The 26355-nt window shown below is 35.3% G+C and carries 23 protein-coding genes; 12 read left to right on the top strand and 11 right to left on the bottom strand.

Annotated features, from left to right (window positions below):
• Window positions 1–36 precede the first annotated feature (36 nt).
• From NSQ69_RS03175 to NSQ69_RS03185, 3 genes are all read right to left on the bottom strand, one after another.
• A complete protein-coding gene (locus NSQ69_RS03175) occupies window positions 37–1299 on the bottom strand; it encodes a VanW family protein (RefSeq protein ID WP_002125159.1) in 1263 nt (420 codons plus the stop codon).
• A 233-nt stretch (window positions 1300–1532) separates the two neighbouring features.
• A complete protein-coding gene (locus tag NSQ69_RS03180) occupies window positions 1533–2549 on the bottom strand; it encodes an LCP family glycopolymer transferase (RefSeq protein WP_002029713.1) in 1017 nt (338 codons plus the stop codon).
• Window positions 2550–2735: 186 nt separating this feature from the next.
• Complete coding sequence (locus tag NSQ69_RS03185; RefSeq protein ID WP_002091009.1) at window positions 2736–3914, bottom strand: NupC/NupG family nucleoside CNT transporter; 1179 nt, start codon at window positions 3912–3914, stop codon at window positions 2736–2738.
• A 91-nt stretch (window positions 3915–4005) separates the two neighbouring features.
• Between NSQ69_RS03185 and gloA2 the strand changes: the two genes are divergently transcribed.
• The 3 genes from gloA2 to aspA all read left to right on the top strand — a co-directional run bounded on the left by gloA2 (window position 4006) and on the right by aspA (window position 7413).
• The gene (gene gloA2 / locus NSQ69_RS03190; protein WP_001017670.1) at window positions 4006–4392 is read left to right on the top strand and encodes an SMU1112c/YaeR family gloxylase I-like metalloprotein; all 387 of its coding nucleotides are present in this window, start codon (window positions 4006–4008) and stop codon (window positions 4390–4392) included.
• Between the two features lie 107 nt (window positions 4393–4499).
• Complete coding sequence (locus NSQ69_RS03195) at window positions 4500–5798, top strand: hemolysin family protein (protein WP_002125161.1); 1299 nt, start codon at window positions 4500–4502, stop codon at window positions 5796–5798.
• 181 nt (window positions 5799–5979) lie between these two features.
• On the top strand, window positions 5980–7413 hold the full coding sequence (gene aspA, locus NSQ69_RS03200) for an aspartate ammonia-lyase (protein ID WP_002029742.1): 1434 nt from the start codon (window positions 5980–5982) through the stop codon (window positions 7411–7413).
• Between the two features lie 37 nt (window positions 7414–7450).
• On the opposite strand, the gene NSQ69_RS03205 is transcribed toward aspA, so the two are convergent.
• Entirely contained in the window at window positions 7451–9070 is a 1620-nt protein-coding gene (locus NSQ69_RS03205) for a lactate permease LctP family transporter (protein WP_002029741.1), read from the bottom strand.
• 203 nt (window positions 9071–9273) lie between these two features.
• Window positions 9274–9810, bottom strand: coding sequence for a redoxin domain-containing protein (locus tag NSQ69_RS03210; protein ID WP_341099855.1), 537 nt, complete (start codon window positions 9808–9810; stop codon window positions 9274–9276).
• Between the two features lie 387 nt (window positions 9811–10197).
• On the opposite strand from NSQ69_RS03210, the gene NSQ69_RS03215 reads away from it, so the two are divergent.
• Both NSQ69_RS03215 and NSQ69_RS03220 read left to right on the top strand, forming a co-directional pair.
• Window positions 10198–10485 carry an ArsR/SmtB family transcription factor gene (locus NSQ69_RS03215; RefSeq protein WP_001075217.1) on the top strand — a complete coding sequence of 96 codons (288 nt, stop codon included), beginning with the start codon at window positions 10198–10200 and terminating at the stop codon, window positions 10483–10485.
• Window positions 10486–10692: 207 nt separating this feature from the next.
• On the top strand, window positions 10693–10872 hold the full coding sequence (locus NSQ69_RS03220; protein ID WP_002010492.1) for an acid-soluble spore protein H: 180 nt from the start codon (window positions 10693–10695) through the stop codon (window positions 10870–10872).
• Between the two features lie 42 nt (window positions 10873–10914).
• On the opposite strand, the gene NSQ69_RS03225 is transcribed toward NSQ69_RS03220, so the two are convergent.
• Together NSQ69_RS03225 and NSQ69_RS03230 are read right to left on the bottom strand one after the other, a co-directional pair.
• Entirely contained in the window at window positions 10915–12264 is a 1350-nt protein-coding gene (locus tag NSQ69_RS03225) for a peptide MFS transporter (RefSeq protein ID WP_002125164.1), read from the bottom strand.
• Window positions 12265–12643: 379 nt separating this feature from the next.
• Window positions 12644–13612, bottom strand: coding sequence for an ABC transporter substrate-binding protein (locus tag NSQ69_RS03230; protein WP_002125165.1), 969 nt, complete (start codon window positions 13610–13612; stop codon window positions 12644–12646).
• A 172-nt stretch (window positions 13613–13784) separates the two neighbouring features.
• Here NSQ69_RS03230 and NSQ69_RS03235 point away from each other — a divergent pair, with 172 nt between their 5' ends.
• The 3 genes from NSQ69_RS03235 to NSQ69_RS03245 are packed head-to-tail and all read left to right on the top strand — an operon-like array spanning window position 13785 to window position 16678.
• A complete protein-coding gene (locus NSQ69_RS03235) occupies window positions 13785–14789 on the top strand; it encodes a FecCD family ABC transporter permease (protein WP_002029732.1) in 1005 nt (334 codons plus the stop codon).
• A complete protein-coding gene (locus NSQ69_RS03240; protein ID WP_002125167.1) occupies window positions 14786–15844 on the top strand; it encodes a FecCD family ABC transporter permease in 1059 nt (352 codons plus the stop codon). Before NSQ69_RS03235 ends, NSQ69_RS03240 begins: the two co-directional genes overlap by 4 nt.
• 12 nt (window positions 15845–15856) lie before the next feature.
• Window positions 15857–16678, top strand: coding sequence for an ABC transporter ATP-binding protein (locus tag NSQ69_RS03245; protein WP_002167083.1), 822 nt, complete (start codon window positions 15857–15859; stop codon window positions 16676–16678).
• 183 nt (window positions 16679–16861) lie between these two features.
• Here the strand turns inward: NSQ69_RS03245 and NSQ69_RS03250 are convergent, their stop codons facing one another.
• Complete coding sequence (locus NSQ69_RS03250; protein WP_002125173.1) at window positions 16862–17593, bottom strand: class I SAM-dependent DNA methyltransferase; 732 nt, start codon at window positions 17591–17593, stop codon at window positions 16862–16864.
• 212 nt (window positions 17594–17805) lie between these two features.
• Between NSQ69_RS03250 and NSQ69_RS03255 the strand changes: the two genes are divergently transcribed.
• From NSQ69_RS03255 to NSQ69_RS03265, 3 genes are read left to right on the top strand one after another with little or no spacing between them, the layout of a single operon-like run.
• Window positions 17806–18996 (top strand): glycine C-acetyltransferase, encoded by a 1191-nt coding sequence (locus NSQ69_RS03255; protein WP_000095918.1) that lies wholly within the window; start codon window positions 17806–17808, stop codon window positions 18994–18996.
• Window positions 18997–19040: 44 nt separating this feature from the next.
• Entirely contained in the window at window positions 19041–20006 is a 966-nt protein-coding gene (locus tag NSQ69_RS03260; protein WP_002125175.1) for an L-threonine 3-dehydrogenase, read from the top strand.
• A 60-nt stretch (window positions 20007–20066) separates the two neighbouring features.
• Complete coding sequence (locus tag NSQ69_RS03265; protein ID WP_002090992.1) at window positions 20067–20489, top strand: NUDIX hydrolase; 423 nt, start codon at window positions 20067–20069, stop codon at window positions 20487–20489.
• A gap of 40 nt (window positions 20490–20529) precedes the next feature.
• On the opposite strand, the gene NSQ69_RS03270 is transcribed toward NSQ69_RS03265, so the two are convergent.
• From NSQ69_RS03270 to NSQ69_RS03280, 3 genes are all read right to left on the bottom strand, one after another.
• Window positions 20530–22413 (bottom strand): vWA domain-containing protein, encoded by a 1884-nt coding sequence (locus NSQ69_RS03270; RefSeq protein WP_002029726.1) that lies wholly within the window; start codon window positions 22411–22413, stop codon window positions 20530–20532.
• 3 nt (window positions 22414–22416) lie between these two features.
• A complete protein-coding gene (locus NSQ69_RS03275; RefSeq protein WP_000892986.1) occupies window positions 22417–23310 on the bottom strand; it encodes an ATP-binding protein in 894 nt (297 codons plus the stop codon).
• Between the two features lie 127 nt (window positions 23311–23437).
• Window positions 23438–24967, bottom strand: coding sequence for a cardiolipin synthase (locus tag NSQ69_RS03280; protein WP_002186930.1), 1530 nt, complete (start codon window positions 24965–24967; stop codon window positions 23438–23440).
• A 380-nt stretch (window positions 24968–25347) separates the two neighbouring features.
• Here NSQ69_RS03280 and NSQ69_RS03285 point away from each other — a divergent pair, with 380 nt between their 5' ends.
• Complete coding sequence (locus tag NSQ69_RS03285; RefSeq protein ID WP_341098930.1) at window positions 25348–25671, top strand: hypothetical protein; 324 nt, start codon at window positions 25348–25350, stop codon at window positions 25669–25671.
• Window positions 25672–26355: the final 684 nt, after the last annotated feature.

The raw sequence follows: 26355 nt of genomic DNA on the forward strand, positions 1-26355 counted from the left end.
TATACGCTTTTTGAAATTTGTCCGTTTGATATTATCTCATTGTTTTGGGGCACTTTTATATACGCTTTTTGAAATTTGTCCATTTGAGAGTACTTCACCGTTTTGTGTTACTTTTTTATACGTAACCGCTGTTATTTTATCACCAGTATTACTAATTACTTGAGAAGAAACTTCAACATTTTTACCAGTATTTGTACCGAAAATACGTGTAGTAATACTACCGCCATTTGAAAATGCTTGAATGTAAATATGCTTACCTGTATTGTTTTTAAATTTTAAATCCGGACCATAATCTGCCACTGCTGCATCCTGCCCAAGTGGTAAATAATTTACGGGCATAGAATGATTGCTTCGAGAAACAATTCCTAAATCTGCCCTTAAAGCTGCGCTGTATAAAGTACTACTTACTTGGCAAACGCCTCCGCCTGCACTTTGTATAACTTTACCTTGTGAATATACTGCTGCGGATTTATAACCATGTGCAGCATCAGTTACGCCAACACGGCCATTAAAACTAAACGTTTCATCAGGTGCTACAATAACTCCACTTAACGTATTAGCTGACTTATTTACGTTATAGGATTGATTTCCATTACGGCCAGCCATTGGGGTAGAATATTCAGCAATCACTTCTTTAATCCCCATTTGTTGTATATCTTCTGTAGAACGTTCAGGTTTTATTAGTGTAACTGGTAATACAACATCGGGTGCGCCAGAAGTAATAGCTGCGCTTGTTAAATCGGTTAATTTTCCTTTATCAATTTTTTCTCCATTTTGACTTTGGCTAATATTTACTGTAGAGCCTTCAACACTTAATTCGGCGTTGACAGGATTTTTTAATGTTTCATTATATTTATCCTTTATAAAGGTTTCATAAGTTGTTGTATTTAATTGTGGTGTTAATTTATAGTCACGTTTTACTTCACCGTTTTCAGCTTGCTTACGCATGTTGTAACGATTCATTACGTTCCCTTCTTGTTCTTTAAAGATATTGTCGACAATATCCTTCTCTTTATAATCTACTCCTAAATCTTTCCACGTGTAATTTTGCTTATCATTTTGGAATACGTAGTTAAGAGATTTTTGATTTAATTCATTCATCTTTTGATTAACAAGGGCTTGAATATCTGCTTTATTTTTTCCATCAAGAGAAATACCTTCAAATGTAGTGTTTGGTAGTGCAGTTGTATTTAGTTGATTATTTAATTTGGATACATATTGATATCCACCAATACCGCCAACACAAAGTAATATGCCACCAGCAATAGCGGAACCAATCAGTATTTTGCTTAGCTTCATTTATTTCCCCCCAGAAAAATTTTTATAAATATATGTATTACATTTTTTGTATAAAAATGATGAAAATAACATTATGTACGTCCTAGTATACTATTATTTTCACTACGTGTGTAATGTTTTCATAAAAAATGTTACACTGCTGTAATAATTGTCTCTTTTTGTCACAATATGCATGAGAAATATGTTGAAAATTATAATAAAAAGCTGCTTAGAAAAATCTAGCAGCCTTTTTATTATAATTTTTTATGCTCATTTTTATTCGTAACACCGAGATGTTCTTGAAGTGTTGTCGATATATCATTAACACTCTTTTCGTTTGGAACGTAATAATAAATACCACCTATATATTTATCAGTACCTTCCACTTGCAATTTATCCATTTTTAAATTTGAATCCATTGAATTTTTTGCAATAGTCATCATATCATCAAAAGTTAAATTTGTTTTTAAGTCTGTATCGACAGCATCTAATAGGCTTCCGATTTTATTAATGGAATTGAGAGATAGGGCTTTTTCAGCAATAGCCTCTAAAACAAGTTGTTGTCGTTGACCACGCATATAATCACTATCAATATGACGCGTTCTAGCTAGTGCAAGTGCTTCTTCTCCATTTAAATGTTGACGCCCTTTTTTTAGGTGAATTGCATCTGCTTCGTCGCTACTATTTTGTTCTGTGAACTCAACTGGAACGTCGACAGTTATACCACCTAGAGAATCAACAATCTTGATAAAGGATTTGAAATTAAATTTTACATAGTAATCAACTGGTACATCTAAAAATTTTTCTACTGTATCAATTGTGCTGTCTACACCACCAAATACATGTGCATGTGTAATTTTATCATATTTATCACGTGATTTAATGAAGACGCGTGAATCACGTGGAATGCTGACTAGTTTAACAGATTTATCATTTTTATTAATTGTTGCAAGTAGTAATGCATCTGTACGAGTCGCTTTTCCGTAACCTTTTTCCCTGATATCACTTTCATCAACACCCATGATCAGGACAGAAATATTATCAGTCATAGGTTTAACAGCTTTTTCACGTTTGCTGGATTTATCTCCTCGGCCGAGTTCAGAATAAGCGTTGCTTAAGACGGATTTTGCTTTACTGTATATATGGAAGGAATAGCCTCCTGCTCCCATTGCTACAATAAGTAAGGGAATAAGAATGAACCAAAGTAGGCGCTTTTTCTTTGAGCGTCCTTTTTTGGCTCGAGTTTCGTTGTTAATGTCGGATTTCATCATTTTTTCTCCTTTAAAACAATCAAAGTGTATACATTTAGAAGCGTATTAAAACACATAAAAAATATTTTACGCTAAATAAAAGGTATTGTACATGTATAAAAAATAGATGTATTGATTATTTATAAGACATCTATTCGTTATTGTATACAAAAGACAGGGATAAGAAAATGATAAAATTTTACCTAATTAAAGCATAATACTTACAATAATCGCAGATAAAATACTAACAAGAGTAGCGCCGTATAGTAATTTTAGGCCGAAGCGGGCAACAACATTTCCTTGTTCTTCGTTTAACCCTTTTACCGCACCGGAAATAATTCCAATGGAAGAAAAGTTGGCAAAAGAAACGAGGAAGACAGAAATAATACCAACTGTACGGATAGAGAGAGTGCTGGAAATTTTACTAAGATCCATCATTGCTACAAATTCATTTGTTACAAGCTTTGTTGCCATAATGCTACCCGCTGTGACAATTTCAGAACTTGGTACGCCGATAAGAAATGCAATAGGGGCGAATACATAGCCTATTAATTGTTGGAAAGTAATGCCGAATATAATGAGGAATAGGTCATTAATGCAACTCATTAATGCGACGAATCCAATGAGCATAGCACCGACGACAATTGCTACACGAAAACCATCAAGAATGTATTCTCCAAGCATTTCAAAGAAACTTTGTTTTCCCCCTTTTATTACCAAAATGTCTTCATCATCGTTAACGTCGTAAGGGTTAATAATGAGTACGATAATAAAACCACTAAATAAATTGAGAACGAGTGCGGTTACTACATATTTTGGTTCAATCATTGTCATATAGGCACCGACAATGGACATAGATACTGTTGACATAGCAGAGGCGCAAAGTGTATATAGTCGATGTTTTGGAATTTGGGCTAATTGTTTTTTAACCGTAATAAAAACTTCTGATTGGCCGACAATAGCGGAAGCGATGGCGTTGTAAGATTCTAATTTCCCAAGACCGTTTATTTTACTAAGAAAGAAACCAATCCAACGAATAAAGAATGGTAGTATTTTGAAATGTTGTAATATACCAATTAAGACGGAGATAAAGACAATCGGTAATAATACGTTAAGGAAAAATGGCATTTCCCCTTTATTTGCAAGACCGCCAAATACAAAGTTTATACCACTGGCAGCATACTCAAGTAGCCTCGTAAACAGGCTAGAAATTACCGTAATAAGTATGAGACCAATTTCTGTATTTAATAATAAATAGGTTAAAATTAATTGTATAATAAGCATGATAAAAATTGGTTTAAATTTAATATGTTTCTTATTGTTGCTAGCAATATAAGCAAGGAAGAAAACAACGATAAGTCCCACGAAAAAAGTAATAAATTTCATAGTAAGCCCCCTAAAAGAGATATTCTGCTATATATGTTTTTCATTTCAAGGGAGAATATGCATCTTTGGTAAAGAAAGGAATAGAGAGAGCATGAATATATGTAGAGTGCACCACGTTGCAATTATTTGTTCGAATTATGAACTGTCAAAGGATTTTTATACTCGGATATTAGGTTTTAAAGCGATAAATGAAGTATATAGAAAAGAACGAGATTCTTATAAGTTAGATTTATGTGTAGGGGAAGAGTATCAAATTGAATTATTTTCATTTCCTAGTCCACCTGAGCGCCCAAGTTTTCCAGAAGCAGCTGGACTTAGACATTTAGCATTTGCTGTTACAAATATAGAAGAAGCTGTAAACCATTTAAAACAATGCGGTGTGGAGACTGAAGCGATACGTATGGATGAAATTACGGATAAAAAATTTGTCTTTTTCCAAGATCCTGATGGCTTGCCTTTAGAATTGTATGAGGCTTGAAATTGGTGAATTTTATATAGGGTTGCTTTCAAATAAATGAAGAAACTAAAGTGAAACTTCTTTTTTAAAGGAGGTGTAACTTTAGCTAAGAAAGCTAAAGGACATATGTGGATATTTTAAAATTACTGATGGTAGCCATCCTTATTGCGTTAACAGCATTTTTTGTGGCTGTTGAGTTTGCAATTATTAAGGTGCGTAGCAGTCGTATTGATCAACTCGTTAGTGAAAAACGACGAGGAGCATTGGCAGCTAAAAAAGTAACTTCGAATTTAGATGAATATTTATCAGCATGTCAGTTAGGTATTACAATTACTGCTTTAGGGCTTGGGTGGTTAGGAGAGCCCACTATAAAACATATACTCGAGCCGTTGTTTTTAAAACTACACCTATCTCCTGCAATTGCAAGTACAGTTTCATTTATTATTGCCTTTGCAGTTATTACGTTTTTACATGTTGTCATTGGTGAACTTGCTCCGAAGACGCTCGCTATACAAAGGGCAGAGCAAGTTAGCTTATTATTATCGAAGCCAATTATTTACTTTTACCGAGTAATGTATCCGTTTATTTGGGCTTTAAATGGTTCTGCAAGGCTTGTAACAGGGTTATTCGGATTACATCCGGCTTCTGAACATGAAGTAGCTCATTCGGAGGAAGAATTACGATTAATCTTATCTGAGAGTTATGAGAGTGGAGAGATTAATCAAAGGGAATTTAAATATGTAAATAATATTTTTGAATTCGATAATAGAGTCGCAAAGGAAATTATGGTACCTCGTACGGAAGTTGTAGGTTTATATGAGGACGAACCATTTGAAACACATATTAAAATAATCGCACAAGAAAAGTACACGAGATATCCCGTATTTGGTGAAGATAAAGATGAAATTATTGGGATGGTTAATGTAAAGGATTTATTTATTCGTTATATGGATGGTAATCGAGAAGAGGGGTGCTCGATTACGCCATATACAAGGCCAGTTATTGAAGTGTTAGAAAATATCCCTATTCATGATTTGCTATTACAAATGCAAAGAAAACGAATTCCATTAGCTGTATTATATGATGAATATGGTGGTACAGCGGGGATCGTTACACTAGAAGATATTTTAGAAGAAATTGTTGGAGAAATCCGAGATGAATACGATGAAGATGAGCATCCACCTATAGAACATATAAGTGAAGTGTGTAAAATTGTAGAGGGGAAAGTGCTTATTAGCGAAGTAAATGATTTATTTGGCATACATTTGGTCGCTGATGATGTTGATACAATTGGTGGTTGGATTATGGTACAAAAACAGATCGTTGCTGAGGGGGATATTATTGAGAAACACGGCTTTTCTTTTAAAGTTCTTGAAAAGGATATGCATCAAATTAAGCGAGTTGAAATAAAGAAAGTAGAAGAATGAATGGATTTTCTATTATATAAACTTTAATAAAAAGTATATATAGAAAAATAAATGTTTGCGCTTTCAAAAAAGGTGCTATATAGTGAAAGTGGATACTGAAGAATTCATTTAATGATACTCGTATTTTATAGGGCGAATTCTTTAGATAAGGATTTAGAATGAAAAGTATAGGTGATGAAAAATGATAGCAACGAAGGATATACGTATAGAAAAAGATTTTTTAGGTGAAAAGGAAGTACCGAGTGTAGCTTATTATGGTGTACAAACATTACGTGCCGTAGAAAACTTTCCTATTACAGGATACCGCATTCATCCGTCACTCATTACGGCAATGGCAATTGTAAAAAAAGCGGCAGCGCTTGCGAATATAGATACAGGTTACTTAGCTAAAGATATCGGACAAGAAATTGCAGAAGCGGCACAAGAGATTGTTGATGGAAAGTTCCATGATCAATTTATCGTAGACCCGATTCAAGGCGGAGCAGGTACTTCAATTAATATGAATACTAATGAAGTAATTGCTAATAGAGCGCTAGAACGTATGGGATACGAAAAAGGTGAATATGCGAAAATTAGCCCAAACACTCATGTGAACATGGCCCAATCAACAAATGATGCGTTTCCAACTGGGATTCATATAGCAACTCTTATGATGCTGGAAGAACTTCTTGTTACAATGGAAGAACTTCACTCTGCTTTTCATGATAAAGCAAAAGAGTTCGATCACGTTATTAAAATGGGGCGTACGCATTTGCAAGATGCAGTTCCAATTCGCCTTGGACAAGAATTTGAAGCATATAGCAGAGTGCTAGAGCGTGATATAAAAAGAATTAAACAGTCTCGTCAACATTTATACGAAGTTAATATGGGTGCGACAGCTGTCGGTACGGGATTAAATGCAAACCCTACTTATATAGAACAAGTTGTGAAGCATTTACGAACTTTTAGTGGTTTCCCTCTTGTTGGTGCAGAGCACTTAGTTGATGCGACGCAAAACACAGATGCATATACAGAAGTATCTGCAGCACTAAAAGTATGTATGATGAATATGTCTAAAATTGCAAATGACCTTCGTATTATGGCGTCTGGTCCACGTGTTGGGTTGGCGGAAATTCAATTACCAGCTCGTCAACCAGGTTCATCTATTATGCCGGGGAAAGTAAATCCAGTTATGGCAGAAGTAATTAACCAAGTTGCTTTCCAAGTAATTGGAAATGACCATACAATTTGCTTAGCGTCAGAAGCTGGACAATTAGAGTTAAATGTAATGGAGCCGGTATTAGTATTTAATTTAATTCAATCCATCAGTATTATGAATAACGGTTTCCGTGTATTCCGTGAATACTGTATAAAGGGAATTACAGCGAATGAAGAGTTGCTTAAGCAATATGTTGAAAAAAGTGTTGGAGTTATTACAGCAGTGAATCCTCATATTGGTTATGAAGCAGCTTCTCGCATTGCACGTGAAGCAATTGCGACAGGAAAATCTGTTAGGGAGCTATGTTTAGAACATGGTGTACTTACAGCAGAAGAGCTTGATATTATTTTGGACCCATACGAAATGACGCATCCTGAAATTGCTGGTGCTTCTTTATTAAAGACTAAAAAAATGTAATGTAAAAAGCACCGATCCAAATGGATCGGTGCTTTTTTTAGAAGATATTAAATACAGAGTTGAGTTGAAGTAAGCTAATAATAGCTAAGAAGATTAAACTATATTTCATTACTATTTTAAATAGAGCAGATTCTTGACCAACTAGTCCAACTGCTGCACAAGCAACTGCTACAGATTGTGGTGAAACCATTTTTGCGATTGTACCACCAACTACGTTTAATGAAACGAGAGTAGATGGTACGATGTTTAACTGATCGGCAGTTACTGCTTGAAGTGGTGCGAATAATGAACCACTTGATACGACTGAACCTGTAATGAATACGCCAATCCATCCTAAGATTGGAGAAAGAACTGGGAATGCATTACCAGTAGAAGAGAATGCAAGTCCAAGTGTAGATGACATACCAGAGTAGTTTTCTACGTAAGCTAAAGCGATAACGCTACAAATTGTATATACTGGAACTTTTAGTTCTTTTATTGTTTCGATCATTAATTCTTTAATCATTTTGCCGTTTACACGGTAGACGATAAGTGAAACGATGATTGCTAATACAATCGCAGTAGTTGTAGAAGAGAATACATCTAGTTTGAAAATCGCTGCGAAAGGTGTATCAGCCTTTGTAATTGGTGCAGTTTTCATAACCGCATTATGAAGACCAGGGAATTGAATGTTAAATACTAAGTTTGCCAATGGACCATCCGGAGCAAATAAAGCTTTAATTGGTTTTAAATTAAAGATTGTTACAAATGCAGTTAAGAATACGAATGGGGACCAAGCATATAAAATTTGATTGAATGTATGAGATTCTTTTTCTTCTTGTTTTTCTTCTTTAGCAGAAGATTTTGGTTGCCAAACACGTAAGAATAATGTAAGAGCGACCATACTTACGACTGCTGCGAAAATATTAGTAAGTTCAGCGCCTAAGAAGTAAGTCACAAGGAACTGAGTAATTGCGAAAGAAACACCACTTACAAGAATACCTTGCCAAGTTTCTTTAATGCCTTTAAATCCATCTACCATTGAAACAAGTAAGAACGGTAAAACAATGCTAATGAATGGCAAAATGTAAACAGCTTGACGACCGACAGTTAATGCATCTAGCCCAGTTAATTGTGCAGGTACTGTAACTGGAATACCCATAGCACCCATAGCACCACCAGCGATATTAGCTACTAAGCAAATACCTGCTGCTTTTAATGGATTAAAGCCCATACCTACAAGTAATGCAGCTGTAATAGCAACTGGAACACCGAAACCAGCTGCGCCTTCTAAGAAAGCACCGAAAGAATAAGCGATTAATAATACTTGTAAACGCTGATCATTTGTAATACTTGAAATGCTATCACGAATGACATTGAATTGTTCTGTTTTAACAGTTAATTTGTAAAGGAAGATAGCTGCGATAACGATAGTACAAATTGGATAAAATCCAGATAAAACACCGAATCCGGCAGATGCTACAGCTACAGTTGCGGGCATTTTATAAACAAATATAGCAAGAATAATAGCGACGATCACACTATAAAGCCCAGCCATGTAACCTTTCATTTTGAATCCCACTAAACAAATAATGAAGCAAAAAATTGGGAGTGCTGCGATTAGTGCAGATAACCAAATATTGTTTAATGGGTCATAAATTTGTGTCCAAGTACTCATAATAATGACAACTCCTATCTATTATATGTGAAGAAATTCACATTATTTGTGAAACTATTCACAATCAACTTACATGCTTAGTATATTCTCCTTCAACACTATTGTCAACGTGAAAAAGTATAATTATTCCATAATAGTATTAAAAGTAACATTTTGTTCATAAAGTAGACAAAAAGCGTAATCAAATTGATTTGATTACGCTTCTATAAATTATTTACATATTCTTTCATTTTTTCATATGTCATTGGTCCTACATGCTTATATTGAATGACACCGTTTGTATCGATGACAAAAGATGTTGGAATGCTGATGATTTGATATGTGGCACTTGCCTGGCCTTTCTGATCTAATAGGACGGGGAAGGTATATTTGTTTTCTTCAAGAAATTGTTTTACATTATTCGGGTCTTTTTCAGTAGCTGTCGCATTTACAGCAACAATTTCAATCCCCATATCTTTAGTATCGTGATAAAACTTTTCCATATCAGGCATTTCTATTTTGCATGGACCACACCAGTTTGCCCAAAAATTCAATATTACTTTTTTTCCTTTATAGTCTGTAAGACGAACTTCTTGACCAGTGGTTGTTTCCAGAAGGAAATCGAGGGCAGCATTGCCAACTTCAGTTCCAATGGGGATGTTTGATTTTGAAGCTATATCTTCTTTTTTGTATAGGAAGTGATTGATAATGGTCCAGCCAACCGCAATGCTAATTAACGCAAAAATAAACCATTTTTTAATATTACATCATCCTCCTTACTTAAATTTCCTTTTTATCGTAACAAAGTGGTTAAATATGGTCAAATTACTTTACGATAGGTTATCAATTATGGACGATATTTTACAATATCATTACTGTACATTTCAGTAAGGTGAAAATATAACAAAAAGCCTGATAAAACAACGTTTGTAAGCAAAGTATTGCTAGCCCTTTGTTTTGCTTTTTTATTGTATCATATAGTATAATATTCAAAATCAGGTGGGATTTTTTCTTGAACTGTGTGCTGATAAAAGTCGGAAAATTTTCTCAGCATTATAGGTTGATAAAGTTATGTCGTAACAGGAAATATAAGAACAGATATATAAATAAATAAAGAGAAAATAAAAAATGAAAATGAGGGGAATTTTATGAACCAAAACCAATTTGACTGTCGTATTTCAGAAGAAGACGTACAGATGTTAAGAGCATTAGCTCATCCACTTCGTCTACGTTTAGTAATGGAACTGATGCAGCGTGGAACATGTAATGTAACACAATTACAAGAGGTATTAGAAATTCCGCAATCAACTGTTTCGCAGCATTTAACGAAATTAAAACAAAATAAAGTAGTACGCTTTGAGAGACGCGGGTTAGAAGTGTACTATCAAATTCATAACGATAAAGTAAGTGAAGTAGTAAAAACATTATTTTCTTAATTTTTGAATATTATGGAAAGAAGACGTGTGAAATATACGTCTTTTTTTATTTGGAAAGGATCTAATAATAGGAAGATTTGAGAGCGTATATATTAGCGCGTTAGAAAGAAACAAACTATCGGTTGAAGTGCTAAATTGACGGAATATATTCTGAAGGGATATGAAAAGATAGAAAGGAGTGTTGTAAGCCAAAGGAGGAATAATATAATGGATGTAAAACGTGTGAAACAGATATTATCTTCTTCAAGTAGAATTGATGTTACATACGAGGGAGTCCCCGTATGGATTGAGAGCTGTGATGAGCAGAAGGGTAGTGCTCAAGTGTATGACGTATCCAACCCAGGAGAGAGCGTTCACGTGGATGTCACGGCTTTAGAAGAGATGTAATAGAAAAGACGCTTCTAATTGTAGAAGCGTCTTTTTTATTTACTATTCCATCATATGTGCAATTTTCTTAGAGAACATAAGAAGTACTAATCCTAGCAAGATTACGATAACACCGATGCTTGCGAATACTTCTAAATATCCTAAAGATTGAGTGAAAGCAGCTAATTGTCCTGCTAATAAGTTTGCACAGCCAGTACCAGCTAACCATACACCCATTAATAAAGATGCTAATTTAAGAGGAGCGATTGCACTTACCATAGATAATCCGATTGGTGATAAGAATAATTCACCAATTGTATGGAACATGTAAGTGAACACAATGAACAGTAAGTTTGCTTTCATTGTAATGTTACCTTCATCGCTACCAGTTTTTAAAACAGCTAAAGTTAGAATTAAATATCCAACTCCTAGTAAAATCATACCTAATGCCATTTTTGTTGGGATTTTTAAATCACCATTTTTTGTTTTTGAAAGTTTAATCCATAATGCAGAAACAGGTAATGCTAATAAGATGATGAACAATGGGTTTACAGATTGGAACCAAGGTGTTGGAATTGTAAATCCACCAATTGTACGATCTACGAATTTATCTGTATAAAGTGTTAAAGAACTACCAGCTTGTTCAAATCCTGCCCAGAAGAATACAACGAAACAAGTTAAAATTAAAATTGCAGCTGTACGTTTTTTCTCTTGTGGTGTTAAAGGTTTTTTCTCAATTACTTTTGCGTTTTGCTCTTTAGATTGTTTACCGACAACAGTTGTTCCGATTGTACCTAAGTAACGAGGCGCTAAGAAATTAAAGGCAATCTGACCAATGATCATACCGATACAAGCTGTTAAGAATCCGTATTTATAATCTGTGAAATAACCGCAAATGAATGGAGCGATAAAAGCTCCTAAGTTAATTCCCATGTAGAAGATAGTGAAGGCACTATCACGACGAGAATCATTTTCGCTATATAATTGACCTAATAAAGTCGAAATATTTGGTTTGAAGAATCCGTTACCGATAACTAATAATCCTAAGCCTAAGAAAAGTCCAGTTTTAGTGTTCATGGAAAATAGTACAAAGTTACCAAGTGCCATAATGATACCACCGATGGTAATGGCGTGTCGTTTCGTAATGAAATGGTCAGTTAGCCAACCACCAATAATCGGTGTGAAGTATACTAACATTGTGAAAATACCGTAAATCTGTACAGCAACTGCTTTATCAAAGCCTAAACCGCCACTTACTAAGCTCGTTGTTAAATAAAGAACTAATAAGCCACGCATTCCGTAATAACTAAATCTTTCCCATGCCTCTGTAAAGAACAACAAATATAATCCTGGTGGATGTTTTTTTGGTGATTGTTGCTCTCCAGCTTTGTCTAATTTTAAAGCTGCATCCATGTTTGTTTCCCCCTAATCCTGTATAACGGATATTTATGTAATTATTTTAATTCACAAAATATTTAGAAGTCAATAGAATTATATGGAAATAGCAAGAAAATTTATGAAAAAATCTATTTTTCTTCAACCGTTATTATATTTTTCCCTGAAAACAAGATAATAAGCGTTTTCAAATGTAGTAATTGAATTCTAAAATAAAGTAAAATAGTGATAAATCAGAAAATTTAGATTAAAATATTTATTCTGATATAGAGAAAATATACTATATTTACTTTTATAATATAACATATCGGGAATAAAAATACAAAATGAAATAATGTGACACTTCAGTGAAATGAAAAAACCAGCTCCATAAAAGAGGGAGCTGGTTACAATGAAATTATTTAACAAAGCGTTTTTCAATGTCGTCTAGTAGTAAGTTAGCAGCCATTACACCGCCAGCTGTATTCCAAATAACGTCGTCAACCTTGTATGCTTTTCCGTTCTTTACTGCATTTAAGTTTTTAAAGAGAGGGTCGTTTATATATTCTTTTTCTAGTTCAGAACCTTTTTTCTCATTGCCTTTATCGAATGTGAAGTAGAATAATACATCGCCATCCATTGCCGAAATACGCTCTTTAGATACGTTACGTTCTGCGAAATCATCTTTGTTTTGATCTCCAGGACGTTTAAATCCAAGTTCTTTTAAAATAACACCAGAGAATGTATCGCCATGATAAATACGAACATCACCAGGCATAAAGCGTACCATAGAAATTTCTTGATTTACTGTATCACCAAGTTTGCCTTTTAAATCTTCCATACGTTTTCCGTAATCAGCTAAAACTTTTTGACCTTCTTTTTCCTTATTTAAAGCTTTTGCATAAAATTTGAAGTTATCTTTCCATTCACCACGTAATGTTTCCGAGAAAACAGTAGGTGCAATAGCTTTTAATTGCTCATACACTTTTTCGTGGCGCATTTTGTTACCGATAATTAAGTCTGGTTTTAAAGAAGCGATAGTTTCAACGTTAACTTGTCCTTCATCGCCAACAACTTTTACATCTTTCATTTTATCCTTAATATGCGGATACCATGGGTCACCCGTCCAAGACTTTACAGCCCCAACTGGTTTTACACCTAATTCGAGTAAAGCTTCAGTTCCTTCATTAGTTAAAATAACTACACGTTTTGGATTGGCAGGAACTTCTGTTTTACCCATTGCGTGCTCAACCGTAATCATTTCTTTTTTATTATCTTCTTTTGTTGATTCTTCTTTGTTATTTGATTTTCCACAAGCACTTAAAAGAAGTGAAAAAGCTAGTAAAAATACAAATACTGTAAACGATTTCTTTTGCATGAAATTCATTATGTACCCCCTGCATGTTGAGAATATTTTTCAATAGCAAGCATGATATTAAGCCTTTATCTTTGGATTGTCAATATATATTACTGAAAATAGTTCTCATTATCGTTGACAATGAGAATTAAGTTGAAATACACTTACAACGTATCATTATACATTGAAGGGGAAACGCTGCATGTTATTAAAAACAAATCAAGCAAAATGGATTGGATTACTTGTTGGAATCATTGCAGTCGTTATTTGTATTTGGGGAAGCATTATTTTCGGATATACAAATACGAGCTGGAAATTAGCTTTAGATGCTTTTTTCCATTTTAATGGTTCAAATGAGCATATTATTATTCAAAATGTGCGTCTACCAAGGGCGTTAATTGCAGCAAGTGTTGGTGCTAGTTTAGCCATTGCAGGTTGTTTAATGCAAACTTTAACAAAGAATCCGCTTGCTTCTCCAGATTTTATTGGATTAAATTCAGGCGCTGCGTTCTTTATAGTTGTAGCAATTGTACTCTTTTCCGTGACATCATTATCAGCTTTCACATGGATTGCCTTTTTAGGAGCGGCAGTTGCAGCAGTACTTGTATTTGCCTCTAGTTCTTTAGGAAAAGAAGGGACAACGCCTCTTAAGTTAACATTAGCAGGTGTAGCGATAAGCGCTTTATTTTCATCATTAACACAAGGGTTACTTGTATTAAATGAAAAAGCATTTGAAGAAGTGTTATTTTGGCTTGCCGGATCTGTGCAAGGAAGAAAGTTAGAGATTTTACAATCAGTATTCCCGTATTTATTAATAGGCTGGATTGCATCTTTTATGATGGCAGGGAAAGTAAATACATTAATGATGGGGGAAGATGTTGCAAAGGGGCTCGGACAACGAACGATTTTAATGAAATCATTCGTGTTACTTATTATTGTACTGTTGTCTGGTGGTTCAGTTGCGGTTGCTGGTCCAATTGGATTTATTGGCATCGTTACTCCTCATTTCGCAAGAGCTCTTGTTGGGGTAGATCACAGATGGAGAGTACCCTATAGCGGATTGTTAGGTGCAATACTATTAATCTTGGCTGATATAGCAGCAAGATATGTCATTATGCCACAAGAAGTACCAGTAGGGGTTATGACAGCATTTATCGGGGCCCCATTCTTTATTTATATTGCACGTAAGAGAGGGCTTAGCAAATGAAGAAGTATATTCCGTTTCGTATTGGAAAAGGCGAGCTCTCGTTTTTAATGTATAAACGAGCTTGTCTCGTCTTATTGAGTTTACTAGTTGTTTTAATAGGATTATTTTTTGCGAGTGCAGGTATGGGGGATATGAAAATTGCTCCTTATGATGTATGGCAAGCGATTACCGGAAATGGTGATGCGATGTCAAATATGGTTGTAAATAAATTTCGTATGCCGCGTATTTTAATTGCTATCCTCGTAGGAATTGCGCTTGCGGTAGCGGGCTGTATTTTACAAGGGCTCGTTCGAAACCCACTTGCTTCTCCTGATATCATCGGAATTACGGGCGGGGCAAGTGTTGCAGTTGTACTCTTTTTAGCTATATTTAGTGATAAAAACAATGCGTTAACAGTAAGCATTCATTATATGCCGCTAGCAGCTTTTGCTGGGGCAACAATTGTAGCGTTTTTTGTATATTTATTTGCCTGGAAAAATGATGGATTATCACCGATTAGTCTTGTTTTAATTGGTGTTGGATTTTGGGCATTAACGAAAGCAGCAACAACTTTATTTATGTTGTTAGCACCAATTTATCAAGCAAGTCAAGCGAATGTATGGATCACAGGTACTGTTTATGGCTCTTCGTGGCAAAATGTTATGGTACTTGCGCCGTGGGTTCTCATTTTAACGACAATATCATTTATCGCTGCGAGACATTTAAATGCACAAGAGCTAGGGGATGATATAGCAGTGGGACTTGGTGTTCCTTTAACGAAGTCGCGTGTATTTATGTTGTTACTTAGTACAGCTTTAATTGGCGGGGCAGTTGCCTTTGCAGGAGGAATTGGATTTGTTGGTTTAATGGCACCTCATATTTCGCGAAGATTAGTTGGTTCTTTCTACGGTGCATTGCTCCCAGTTGCGGCGATTATCGGTGCAATTCTAGTACTCGCTGCAGATTTAATTGGGCGTACAGTTTTCACACCACTTGAAATTCCAGCAGGGGTATTTACATCAGCAATTGGTGCACCTTATTTTATTTATTTACTTTATAAAAGTCGGAATTCATAAAGGGAGATGAATATGCAAAAAGCATTGGAGACGAAACGCTTGACGCTGTCGTATGGTGAAACGATTATTATTGATGAGCTGAATTTAGAAATTCCAAAAGGGGAAATTACAATCTTCATCGGTTCTAACGGTTGTGGGAAATCAACTTTATTACGTTCACTAGCTAGATTATTAAAGCCAACAACCGGTGACATTTTGTTAGATAATCAAGCAATTCAAAGTATGCAAACGAAGCAAATCGCTCGTCAAATGGCGATTTTACCGCAAGGGCCACAAGCACCGGAAGGACTTACGGTATTACAACTTGTAAAGCAAGGACGTTATCCATATCAAACATGGCTGAAGCAATGGTCCGAAAAAGATGAGGAAATGGTACAAAAAGCGCTTGCTGCAACGGGTATGACAGAATTTGCTGAGCGTGATGTTCATGCCCTTTCAGGTGGACAACGTCAACGTGCTTGGATTGCAATGACCCTTGCACAAGATACAGATATTATTTTGCTTGATGAGCCGACTACATATTTAGATATGACGCACCAAATTGAAGTGTTAGATTTATTATTCGAATTAAATGAAACAGAGCAAAGAACGATTGTTATGGTATTGCACGATTTAAATTTGGCATGTCGTTATGCAGACAACATTGTAGCTATTCAAGATAAACAAATATATGCGCAAGGTAAACCAGAAGAAGTTATTGACCAGAAGTTAGTTCGGGATGTATTCCGTATGGAGTGTCAAATAAGCGCTGATCCGTTATTTGGGACACCGCTCTGTATCCCGCATGGAAGAGGAAGACGTGTACTTAAAGAGGCTGTTCAGGCGATGAGATAACGAAAAAAGACGATGAGGATTCATCGTCTTTTTTACCCCGCATTAACGGGCAGTAAGATCCCCATCTCAAAATCCAGCGAAAGCAAAGAAGCTGGTTGGGGGATCAACTGCCCGTAAAAGCCCGATTGGTGCGGGCTAATAATCAGTGGGGGATGAACATCCCCCACTGATTAAAGTTTCACTTTATTTTCGGCAAGAAAATAATAGAAAAAGGGGAATACGTAAACGTCGTTCATATTCTTCTTCATCTTGAAAACAGTTTCGATTTGGTGTAGCTTCTTTTAAGCTTATAATCGTAAATCCGGCTTGTTGTAATAATGTAAAATATTCTTCCGTAGTCCGGTGATATTTAATAACTTCTTGATCAATCCATGGCTCAACTCGTTTTCCTGTTTCGAAATAATCATCGACGAGCCAACTAGTTCTTTTACCACTCGTTTGCAAGCTTTCAAATGAAGAGGTAATAACGGGATGTTGAACGCTAAAGGTGAAGGTTCCGTTTGTTTTTAAAGTTTGAAACACATTTTGAAAAATGATATCAAGGTGTTCAATATAATGTAAGGCGAGTCTAGATGTTACTAAATCAAAAGTAGAAGGAGGGTATGTGTAGTCTTTGAGGTTTAAAAAATGAACGGTGCCATTTTTATTTTCTAGTTGTTTTTTAGCTTTTTCATACATAAGCTCGGAGCCTTCAATACCAGTGTAAGAGTGGCATCCATGTTCTAATAATTTTTCGCCGAATTTAGCATCACCACAACCTAAATCGAGGATTTGTTTTCCTGTTACATTGCCAATGAGCTGAAAGAATGCTGGTTTTTCAAGGGATTCGTTTGGACTATTTTCTCGATATCTTCGCTGCATATATTGCTCTAAAAACGATTCGTTATTATATACATCAGATTCAGTAAATGCCATTTTAAAAGCCTCCTAAATATTTTTTTAATTCTATCAAATATGAAAAGTAAATGATAGATTTCTTGTAATGAATCATTTATAATTTAAAATTGTAAGCGGTTTCTTTAAACTATTTTTCTATAATAAATTCTGAAAACGTGTTAAGCTAGTAGAGGGATTATTAGAACTATTAAGATAATAATCCGCTTACATGAACGATGGGAGGCTTCACGATGTCTAGTAAAACACTTGCAAACTTTTTAGAAGAAAATTTAGAGGATTTAAAATCAAAGGGGCTTTATAACGTAATTGATCCGCTTGAAAGTCCAAATGGACCGATTATTACAATTGGCGGAAAAGAATATATTAACTTATCTTCAAACAACTACCTTGGATTAGCGACTGATAATCGCTTACAAGAAGCAGCAATTGGTGCAATTCATAAGTACGGTGTTGGAGCAGGAGCTGTTCGTACAATTAACGGTACTTTAGATTTGCATATTAAATTAGAAGAAACAATTGCAAAGTTTAAACATACAGAAGCAGCAATTGCTTATCAATCAGGATTTAACTGTAATATGGCAGCGATTTCAGCTGTTATGGATAAAAATGATGCGATTCTTTCAGATGAATTAAACCATGCATCTATTATTGATGGTAGTCGTCTATCAAGAGCGAAAATCATCGTTTATAAGCATTCTGATATGGAAGATTTACGCAAAAAAGCAATCGAGGCAAAAGAATCAGGTCTTTATAATAAATTAATGGTTATTACAGACGGTGTTTTCTCAATGGATGGAGATATTGCAAAATTACCAGAGATTGTTGAAATTGCAGAAGAGCTGGATTTAATGACATATGTAGATGATGCACACGGTTCAGGTGTACTTGGCAAAGGTGCAGGTACTGTAAAACATTTCGGCCTTTCTGATAAAGTTGATTTTCAAATTGGTACATTATCAAAAGCAATTGGGGTAATTGGTGGATATGTAGCTGGGAAACAAAACTTAATCGATTGGTTAAAAGTGCGTTCACGTCCATTCTTATTCTCAACAGCTTTAACACCAGCTGATGCAGCTGCTTGTATGAGATCAATTGAAATTCTAATGGAAAGCACAGAGTTACACGATCGTTTATGGGAAAATGGTCGCTATTTAAAACAAGGGTTAAAAGAACTTGGCTTTAACATTGGAGAAAGTGAAACACCAATTACACCTTGTATTATTGGTGATGAAGTATTAACACAAGAATTTAGTAAACGTCTAAATGAAGAAGGCGTTTACGCAAAATCTATCGTATTCCCAACCGTAGCAAAAGGAATGGGACGCGTTCGTAATATGCCTACAGCAGCTCATACGAAAGAAATGCTAGATGAAGCAATTCGTAAGTATGAAAAAGTAGGGAAAGAAATGGGTATCATTTAAGTAACGACATCTTTTGAATAGCTTGCAAATGGGGAGTGGGAAAAATGAAAAAAATTCTAGTAACCGGTTCTTTAGGGCAAATTGGTTCTGAACTAGTAATGAAACTTCGTGATGTATACGGCGCATCAAATGTTATTGCAACAGATATTCGTGAAACAGACAGTGAAGTAGTAACGTCTGGTCCATTTGAAACGTTAGATGTAACGGATGGACAAAAATTACATGATATTGCAAAGCGTAATGAAGTAGATACAATTATTCATTTAGCGGCTTTACTTTCAGCAACTGCAGAAAAAAATCCGTTATTTGCTTGGAATTTAAATATGGGCGGACTTGTAAATGCATTAGAAGCAGCACGTGAATTAAACTGTAAGTTTTTCACGCCAAGTTCTATCGGTGCATTTGGTCCATCAACGCCAAAAGATAATACACCACAAGATACAATTCAGCGTCCTACTACGATGTATGGGGTAAACAAAGTAGCAGGAGAATTACTATGTGATTATTATCATCAAAAGTTTGGCGTTGATACGCGCGGTGTACGTTTCCCAGGCTTAATTTCTTACGTAGCTCCTCCAGGAGGCGGAACAACTGACTATGCAGTTGAAATTTATTATGAGGCGATTAAAAAAGGTACATACACCTCATACATTGCAGAAGGAACATACATGGACATGATGTATATGCCAGATGCTTTACAAGCAATCATCTCATTAATGGAAGCTGATCCAAATAAACTAGTTCATAGAAATGCGTTTAACATTACAGCAATGAGCTTTGAACCAGAGCAAATTGCAGCATCAATCCGTAAACACATTCCGAACTTTACAATGGATTACGCAGTAGATCCAGCTCGTCAAACAATCGCTGATAGCTGGCCGAACTCTATTGATGCAACAGCCGCAATGAAAGAGTGGGGCTTTAAAGCAGAATATGATTTAGACAGAATGACAACTGATATGCTGGCTAAGTTAAAAAAAAAGCTCGCATCTGAGTTAGTAATGAATTAATAGGAAGAGCCGATTCTTAGGAATTGGCTCTTAATTATTTTAGGAAGGGAGAAAAGCAACATGCAAAGAGTTGATGTTGTATATGCATTAATACACGATAGCGAAAAAGATAAAATATTAATGGTACATAATATAGAACAAAACGTTTGGTCATTGCCAGGCGGGGCTGTTGAAAAAGGTGAAATACTAGAGGAAGCACTAGTAAGAGAAGTGAAAGAAGAGACAGGTTTAACTGCCGCACTCAGTGGACTTGTCGCATTAAATGAGAAGTTTTTTGAAGAGAAAGGACATCATGCATTATTTTTTACATTCCGAGCAAATGTAGTAACAGGTGAACTTCGTGCAGAAGATGAAGGAGAAATTTCCGCAATCGAGTGGGTAGATAGAAAAATCGCGAATGAGCGATTCCCATACTACGATGGAGGGTTCGAATTATTATTAGAAGTTTCCATTCCATACAAGTTTCAACCAGAAACAAAGTAAGTTAACGAAGAAAAACAGGAGCCTCGGGGCTCCTGTTTTTCTATTCAATCGTCTTCAGTAATAGTTTCTTCAACAATGGTTTAATCTTCAGGCGTAAATCTTCAGCATGATTTGCAACTAAGAAGTGATGGTTATAAATGTTTTTCATTAGTTGATAAGTCGCTTCTTTCGCTTCGCCTTCTTCGATAAAGATGCCGATTACTTCCATACCACTTTTACGAGCAAGTTTGACTGCTTCGTGCGTATCTAAAATTCCGTCTTGTTGATAGTCTAGTGCAGAAGGTTCACCGTCTGTAAAGACAAGTAAGAATTTATGTTTTTCTGGTCTTTTCGCAAGCTTTTCGGAAACGATACGAATAATATACCCGTCGCGGTTATCTTCTTCTTCGCGAAGTTGCATAATTTCTGGACCGACGTTTGGTAACGTTGAGTTTTTATACGTAACAACTTCATGGATAACGTTCGGTTTATCTTCAGGTTTAGCACTAGAAGCATCTTCCCAAAATCCACTAATAGCGTGCGGGATTTTTAAAGATTTTAAAGCTTCATGGAATAGGACCACACTCTTCTTCGTTTCTTCCATTTTGTTATACATAGAACCAGAGCAGTCCACTAATAGTTGGAATGCAACGTCGAGCTCTTGTGATTCTTGTCCTTTTTTATAAAACATACGCGGCTGCTTTTCAGTATAAATACGAAGGAATTTCTTACGAAGCCTTCCGTAATATTTATCACTGTTTGCATTCGTTTTGTTTTCAATTGTTTTTTCGATGATTTTCTTTAATTCTTTTACATCTTTATTAACGACTGATTTGATAGCTTGGTAATCTTTTTTCTCATCAGGATTTGATTTGCGAGCTTCTTTAAATGTATGAGAAGCTCCCACATTATACTTGCCGTATGCACCGTCGTTTTGGCTAGAAGCATGAGACGCTCTTGCTTCCTCTGTATCAGCACCATCAAAGTTAGATTGTGTACTTTTTTGGGAAGTACCTTGTACAGAACCAAGTGCTTGGTCACCATCTTCTGATTCACGAGCAGTATCACCCATCATATTTGTTTTTGTTCCGCTTTCTAAATCAAAGCGTAAAAAGTTCTCGTTTTCATTGTTTTTATTTTCACGGTGCCATGTCGAGAAGCTTTCATCCATTTTGTTTTTGTTATCATCGTCATCTAGGAGCTGCGTATCATCATTTGCTAATTTTTCAGCGCGACTGTCTTTCTCATCTGCAATCACAGATAAATAAAGCGGTGCATGTCCGAAATAATTATTAAGCATATCACTTTCAAGAAGTCCTTCTAAACGATAGCGAATTTTCTCAACAATATACATAATATCTTCCGTATTACGAGCTTGGAATGTTTCATGCAAAATTGATTCAATTTGCTCGAAATATTCATTATTAAACATTTCATATTTATCACTCGTTAATGAAAGATAGCATAGACAAAATAGACGATCACCGTGATAGTTACGAACACGATTTATTTCATTTTGTGAGCCAAAGTAATTGCGATACATTTCTTTTCGGCGTTTAAAAATATGTTTTGTGCCAGGACGTAAATTTTTGACGATTTCCTCAACACGTAAATCTTCTAATAGAACAAATAATTGTGTTAAAAACTTTTTTAGCGGCGATTCTTGTAACTCAATCGCATAAGAACGAATTAAAGTCATGTCCGAGTAATGTTTATTACCAAGTGCCTTTAAGAACACTTCGCTTTTTAATCCGATTACTGTATCCTCTTCTTTTCGATCATCCCAAAAGTGACTAATGACAACCTTTTTTTCAATTTCGTCGTAGTATGCTTTATAGCCATACTCAAGATAGGCATCGTCTTCTTTTAGAAGAGCATACATTAAATTTTCCATTTGTAGAAACAGCGACGCATCAATTTTTTTGTCACTAAAAATTTGTCTCATGAATTATCCCTCAAAGAAATAACTTTCTGCTAATTCACGGACAGTCATTTGTTCTGTTTCATCGTTTAATTTTGCGATAATACTACGTTCAATTGCACGCATAACAGGAATATATACACCTAAATCACATGCATCGATAATGCCACGAATACTAGCTGCTTCTTCACTTACGCGCCCATCACGAGCTAAAGGCATAAGATCGCTTGCGAATGCAACGAACTTTTCAATTGTTGCAACATCATTTAATTTTGATTCAGATAGTAATAGTTCTTTTAATGTATCACCTTGAATGTAAGGAACTTCAATAATAACGAAACGGTTTTTTAACGCTTCGTTTAGTTCACTTGTCCCAACATAACCTTCGTTAATCGCAGCAATTACGCGATATTCGTCATCACCGTATACAACTTCTTGTGTAAATGGGTTTGTAATCATTTTACGGTAATCTAACGCACCATGAAGAAGTGGTAACGTTTCAGGTTTTGCCATATTGATTTCATCAATATAAAGGAAATGACCGTTTTTCATTGCCTTCATAAGAGGACCGTTAACGAACGTAACTTCAGATGCGCCGTCTTTTGTTTGTAATGTGTTGTATCCTAAAATACCTTCTACATCTAAGTCGACAGAACAGTTAATGCTATGCATTGGTTTTTGGAATAAAGAAGAAAGAGTTTCCGCTAGTACTGTTTTACCACTACCAGTTGGCCCTTTTAATAGAATGTTTTTACCAAGTAAAAGTGCTGTAATGGCATCTTCAATAATGCTATTATCAGATGCTTTATATATTTTCTTGCCAATTAAATGTGCATTTTCACCAGCTTCTTGTTTATTCTTTTCATGAATTGTAGAAAGCTGCTGTTTTAAATCAGAATGTATATGAAATTGTTCTAACATGTATTTCCCACCTAACATTATTTTCATAAAGTAATACATCTTATGATAACTTGTTTTAATATGGTATGCAAAGAAAAGGAGAAGGGGGAAATATAAAAGAAAAAGCAATCAATATCACATTGATTGCTTATAGTAAAGGAGAAATGAGTCGCATAAAGGACTCTAATATTCGTTTTTTGATACTTCTTTTTTGGAACGAGTTCCATTTAATTTCAGTGGAGTGTTTAAAGTCTTCTTCAAAATCGCGTTTAATATCATGAACGGTTTCTGATTCATATAGTACGCTAATAATTTCATAATTCAATTCAAAGCTACGTACATCCATATTTGCTGTTCCGATTGTTGCAATTTTATCGTCAACGAGTACAATCTTTGCGTGCATAAATCCATCTTTATAACTGTAAATAGAAGCACCAGCTTTTAAAAGTGGAGTGAAATAGGATTGAGATGCTTGATCGCTAATAATACTATCACTCTTACCAGGATATAAAATGCGTACATCTATGCCAGATATTGCACTTAAGCGTAATAATGTTAAAGTTTCTTGATCCGGAATAAAGTATGGTGTAGCGATCCAAATAGATTTTTTGGCTGAGCCCATAACAGCTAGTAATGTATTACGAATACTTTTATCATCTGAGCTTGGTCCACTTGCTACAATTTGCACCGCACCTTCTGCATCCGGAATTTCTTTTCCTGGGAAGTAGTGTCTATTCATAAATTGATCCCAAGAATAAGTATTCAATCCACTAGACGCATAAAGCCAATCTTCTAGAAAGATGGCTTGTAATTTATACAATGCTTTTCCTTCTATTTTTAAATGACTATCACGCCAAACAGGGAATTTTTTTGAGCGACCAAGATATTCATCACCGACGTTGAGCCCTCCGGTAAAACCAATTTCTCCATCTACAATGACGATTTTACGGTGATTACGATAATTAACTGTCTCGAGTAACCAAGCTGAAAAAATAGGGTCAAATTCGACAATTTCAATTCCAGCTTTTTTCATAGGTTGTAAAAATCGTCGTCTTAACGTATTACTTCCGAGTCCATCATAAAGGAAGCGTACAATAACACCATCTTTTGCTTTTTGTATTAAAGCATCTCGTACTTTTGTACCAATCTCATCAGATTTATAAATATAGTATTGAATATGTATGTGATGTTTTGCATTCTCGATTGCGTTCAAAATTTCTGAAAAGGTTTGATCACCGTTTGTTAAAAGTTTTGTTGTCGTTCTATCTGCGGCAGGCCCGCCTCCGAATTTTTGTAGGACTTCTGTTAAATGTATAGAACGTTCATGTAATGGGACTGTGAGTGATAATTCTAGTCGTCTTCCTTCTAATATTTCGCGGAATAACTTTCTTTGTTCTTCTGAACGATGAAGATGTTTTTTTCTTCTCCAACGGCTACGCCCGAAAATAGAGTATAAAAGTACACCTATAACAGGAAGAAGTGCTAATACTAAAAACCACGCTAAGGTACTTTGGGGTGATCTATTTTCGATAAAAATAACGAATGAAATTCCTACGATTGTGATGGACCATAGAGCACCAACAAACGTATATAACGAAATAACCGATGTATTTAATAGGAAAAGAACGATAGATACGATTGTAAATATTAATAATAATTGAACGATAGGTTTCTTCATTTCTATAAAATTCCTCAAATCTTTCTTAAATATAGACTTCTTATATAAAAGGTGTAATCTGACATTCTTATTATAAAGTGTTTTGTTTTTTTTACAAAATATAGACATTTTCCCCATGCTTTCCGCATTTGTCCTACATACAGTATATTATTACATTTTTATATAGAAAAGGGGATGAATAAAATGTACGATCTTCCATTTGGTGGGTTTGTACATTCTCCATTTTTAGGAGGAGGATTCTTTCCTGGAAGGGGCTTTACTTAGTCCTGCGTTTGGTTATGGCGGATATTGCTATCCATACTATACGGATTATTAACAGTATCCTTACTATTCATACAACACATATTAAAGTAGGGAAATTGAAAAGGAGAGGAAGAGAAATGAACTATATGCTAAATCACGGAGGATATTATCGTAATCATCATGGTGGGGGAGGGCATAATCACCATGGAGGGCATAATCACCATGGAGGACACAATCATTATGATCATCATCACGGTGGTGGATGGGGCTGGGGTGGCGGCTCGTGGGGCGGAGGATTTTTCCCAGGAAGTTTTGCTGGAGGCATGTTAGGTGGGCTTACAGCTGGCGCATTAACGGGTGCGGCAGGTGGAGGCTACTATCCAGCACCGTACCCAGTAACATACCCAGCACCATATCCAATGCCATACCCGGGTTATCAGCAAATACCATATCAGTATTAAACTAAAAAAGAGGATATCCTCTTTTTTAGTTTAATAATTTATTTATAAAATATTTCCAAAAACAAGGTGAAAATATGTTAATATTTTGTTATTATGATTCAATATGTTAAATGCAAATTTTGGCTTTATCCCGCTATTTTTGGGCAGTAAAACCCCCACCTCAAAATTCAGCTGGAACAAAGAAGTTAGGTGGAAGCCCTGCTACCCGTAAAAGCCCGATTGGTGATCAGTTGGGATGAACAAAACCCCCACTGATTAAAGTTTCACTTTATATTATTATTCGTGAATCGTTGCATTTTGTATATTAATCTCTATTTCATTATGTATCGGCAGTTAGATTTACATCTTAACATTTAATGAAATAAAAGAGGTTAGGTGTGAGGTCGTATTAGTAGGGAGCAGAGGCTAATAGTGATGAAATTGTCACTTTACAAATTCAAAGAATGTAAGAGAATACTGTATAATAAGCTTAGATAAGTAGAGAGATGAGAAGCTTCTACTATAATTAAAACAGCACCATATTGCTTTTTTTTATAAATAATATTATGTTATTTTAATCGGCCTATTTAGAAAAAAATTGTGATTTATCCCGCATTAACGGGCAGTAAGACTCCCACCTCAAAATTCGGTGAATGTGAGGAAGTTAGGTGGGAGATAAAAGCCCGATTGGTGAAGGCTAATAAT

This window comes from Bacillus sp. FSL R10-2201, assembly GCF_038008665.1.
GTDB lineage: Bacteria > Bacillota > Bacilli > Bacillales > Bacillaceae_G > Bacillus_A > Bacillus_A mycoides.